Annotated in this window: 7 protein-coding genes and 1 pseudogene; 7 read left to right on the forward strand and 1 reads right to left on the reverse strand. The window is 65.3% G+C overall.

Going from position 1 to position 2,803, the window contains the following annotated elements; genetic code table 11:
• From M6689_RS12450 to M6689_RS12475, 6 genes and pseudogenes are all read left to right on the forward strand, one after another.
• Positions 1-286, forward strand: a pseudogene (locus tag M6689_RS12450) (hypothetical protein); the annotation flags it as partial.
• Positions 287-619, forward strand: coding sequence for a hypothetical protein (locus tag M6689_RS12455; RefSeq protein ID WP_298272224.1), 333 nt, complete (start codon positions 287-289; stop codon positions 617-619).
• Between the two features lie 5 nt (positions 620-624).
• A complete protein-coding gene (locus tag M6689_RS12460; protein ID WP_298272226.1) occupies positions 625-1,017 on the forward strand; it encodes a hypothetical protein in 393 nt (130 codons plus the stop codon).
• Positions 1,018-1,021: 4 nt separating this feature from the next.
• Positions 1,022-1,348, forward strand: a complete 327-nt coding sequence (locus M6689_RS12465) for a hypothetical protein (protein WP_298272227.1) — start codon at positions 1,022-1,024, stop codon at positions 1,346-1,348.
• Between the two features lie 2 nt (positions 1,349-1,350).
• Entirely contained in the window at positions 1,351-1,551 is a 201-nt protein-coding gene (locus tag M6689_RS12470; RefSeq protein ID WP_298272230.1) for a hypothetical protein, read from the forward strand.
• The gene (locus M6689_RS12475; RefSeq protein ID WP_298272232.1) at positions 1,552-2,154 is read left to right on the forward strand and encodes a hypothetical protein; all 603 of its coding nucleotides are present in this window, start codon (positions 1,552-1,554) and stop codon (positions 2,152-2,154) included.
• 115 nt (positions 2,155-2,269) lie between these two features.
• Here the strand turns inward: M6689_RS12475 and M6689_RS12480 are convergent, their stop codons facing one another.
• A complete protein-coding gene (locus M6689_RS12480) occupies positions 2,270-2,497 on the reverse strand; it encodes a hypothetical protein (protein WP_298272234.1) in 228 nt (75 codons plus the stop codon).
• A 98-nt stretch (positions 2,498-2,595) separates the two neighbouring features.
• On the opposite strand from M6689_RS12480, the gene M6689_RS12485 reads away from it, so the two are divergent.
• On the forward strand, positions 2,596-2,803 hold a 208-nt coding region (locus tag M6689_RS12485), incomplete at its 3' end, for a hypothetical protein (protein WP_298272237.1).

The following is a 2,803-nucleotide window of genomic DNA, read 5'->3' on the forward strand; positions in this document are numbered from 1 at the left end:
CGCCGGCGGCCGGGCCAAGGTAGAGAGTGACCTCCCCGCCTTTAACGGCCGTCTGGTGCCTCAGTCGGCAAGCCGCCCCCCTGTGATGGTGACCTCCGAGGCCGGTCAGGAGCATGTTGCTGGCATCCTGTTACTGGCTCCCTGGGACGCGGACCTGCAGGACGGCTCTGGTGTGGAGGACTCGTTCACTGTGGGAAGCCGCCGCTACATCGTCCGCCGTGTTACGGCACGGCAGTGGCAGGGGCAGACCTACGCCGTGCAGGCGGCCGTCGAGGAGGTCTCGTAAGTGGCCGGTGAGGGCAACGTGATCCGCAACCTCCGCAACTGGGAGGCCGAGCGCCGAGCGGCCATCGTGGCCCTCGCTCAGGACTGGGCAGGGCGGCTGGAGGGGCAGGCGAAGATCAATGCGCCGTGGCAGGACCGGACGGGCGACGCTCGGGGCGGGCTACGGGGTGAGATTGTTGTCGGCCGGAATCAGGTCATCATCGCCCTGGCTCACTCGATGAGCTACGGTGTATACCTGGAGCTGGCCAATGATGGCAAGTACGCCATCCTGAAGCCAACTCTCGACGCGGCAATCCCGGATATCTACCGCACCTACAAGCGTCTCTGGGAGTGATAGCCGTGCTCAGGCGAGCCGTGATCCAGCATCTCAAGGTCCAGGTGCCGGCTCTGGGCGGGCGGGTCTACCAGGCCTTCCTGGCGCCGCCAGGGACGACGAGGCCCTATGCCACGGTAAAGCTCCCCGGGATCCGGGGCAGCCCGGCGATTTCCTACGCTGGTGCCCAGCAAGTGGAGATCCGGATCTACGGCGATCGCGACACCTTCACGGCCCTCGACCAGATCGAGGCCGATGTGATCGGGGCGCTCCACGGCATCGAGGTGCTGGACGCCACCGACGGCTCCCAACACCAGGTGGACTGGCTGCCTGGCGGCGGCGACTTCCCGGACGACGACAAGGGCCTGATCGGCCGCCTCGTGATGTTTGAGGCGGCTGTCCTATTTGAACGGGGGTGATTTCATGGCGATCTTGGCGGTGCAGAAGGTTTCGCAGACCGGGCTCGCCCCGGCGTACCTGGCCGCCGACGTGGCCGGCGACGAGTGGACCAACGGCGGCCGGTCGATGCTGCACGTGAAGAACGGCAGCGCCGCGGCTGTTACCGTTACCATTGACTCGGTGAAATCGTGCGATCAGGGGTTTGACCACGACGTGCAGGTGAGCGTGCCGGCCGGCAGTGAGCGGCTGATCGGGCCGTTTGAGCCCCGTCGCTTCAACAACGCGAGCGGCCGGTGCAAGGCCAGCTACTCCGCGGTCGCTTCGGTCACCGTCGCGGCGCTGGAGGTGTGATCATGCGCAGGGTTGTTCAGTCCGTGATCCTTCTCGACGCCAACGGCGAGGAGTACCGGCTGGTGGCCGGCACCCCGGCTCCGGAGCTCCCGGAGCACCTCACCCAGGCCGCGGAGGAGAGCGGCTATATCGCCGAGGTCGCCGAGCCGGAACACCGTCCGGCGGCCCGTGTGAACCACAACAGCAGAAAGGGGGCCAAGTAAGTGGCTCAGCTCGCACAGAACAAGCGAGGATACATCCGCGGTGTCCGTGGCGCCGTGATCACATCGCTCAACGCCGATGGCACCATGCCGGGCGCGCCGACCAAGGTGGGCGTGAAGACCGCCCAGGAGATCGGCGTCGAGATGGAAGTCGAGGAGGGGGAGGCCAGTACCCTCCGCGGCGGCGACAAGGTCCTCGCGCGGGTCAAGGACCCGGACACCATCGTGGGCGTGAATCTCACGCTTAAGGACGCTCGCTTTGACGCCCATGCCTTGCAGACCGTCTCCGGTGGTACCCTCGTGACGGTCGTAGAGGGCGCCGACACCCGGGTGGTCGGCTGGGAGGCCCCCACCATCGACCAGCAGCAGACCCCGCCTGTGTTTCAGGTGGAGGTCTACGCTCAGTCCTACGACGCCCGCAGCGCATCGGAGGGGTTCATGAAGTACACCTTCTTCTTCTGCCGTGGCGTGATCAAGGGCGTCACCATGTCTGACAAGGAATGGTCTGCGCCCGAGTTCAACCTCATCGCTCTGCAGAACCCGTCCCTCACCTCGGGCGTGTACCGTGGCGAGTTCGTGGCGGCTCTGCCTGCGGAACTGGTGTAAGGAATGGCGGCCGACGAACGAAGGGAGGCGGGGGGCGTGGCCGAAGTAAAAGCAGTTCGGGACTTCGAGGCCCATGAAGTAACGCGCGAGAAGCTTCGACGGCCTTGCGCGTGTCCTAACTGCCGGCGTGAAAACGATCCAGGAAGAATTCGACTGAGCCGCACTTGGCACAGATGTATGCGACGAGTGTTAGGCTTCTTCCGGTTTCTGAAATGGCCGCGCTCTTTTCGCGCCACGTGACCTGATCCACCGAATACGTGGCAGGAATGTGGAGTTCGCCGGTCTTTTCCAGATAGACTTGGCCCATCGGCACATTGCAGAAACGGCAGGTTGGTCGTTCCAAACAGACACCCCCTCTCGGACCACGTCCCCCCGGCACGGGAATTCTCTGGGAGTTGAAGGAAACCATCTTGATCCCAAATGGAGGAAGATCACGTGACCATGGTACCGACTGTTCGTTGTGCTGACTGCGCGCGCCTCCCGTGGGTGGCCGGCGCGGACTTTTCGGCCTTGCCGCCCGCCCGGTGCCACCCCGAGCTGCCCGCCTACAGGTGGCGCCCGGAGATGGTGGAGATGGACCGGGAGTGCCCCTTCTTCTCCCCGAAGGAGGGGGTCGCCGAGGCCGTAAACGGCCCCGCCAAGACGCGGG

The organism is Geobacter sp., assembly GCF_027327745.1.
In the GTDB taxonomy this organism is placed as follows: Bacteria; Desulfobacterota; Desulfuromonadia; order Geobacterales; family Geobacteraceae; genus Geobacter.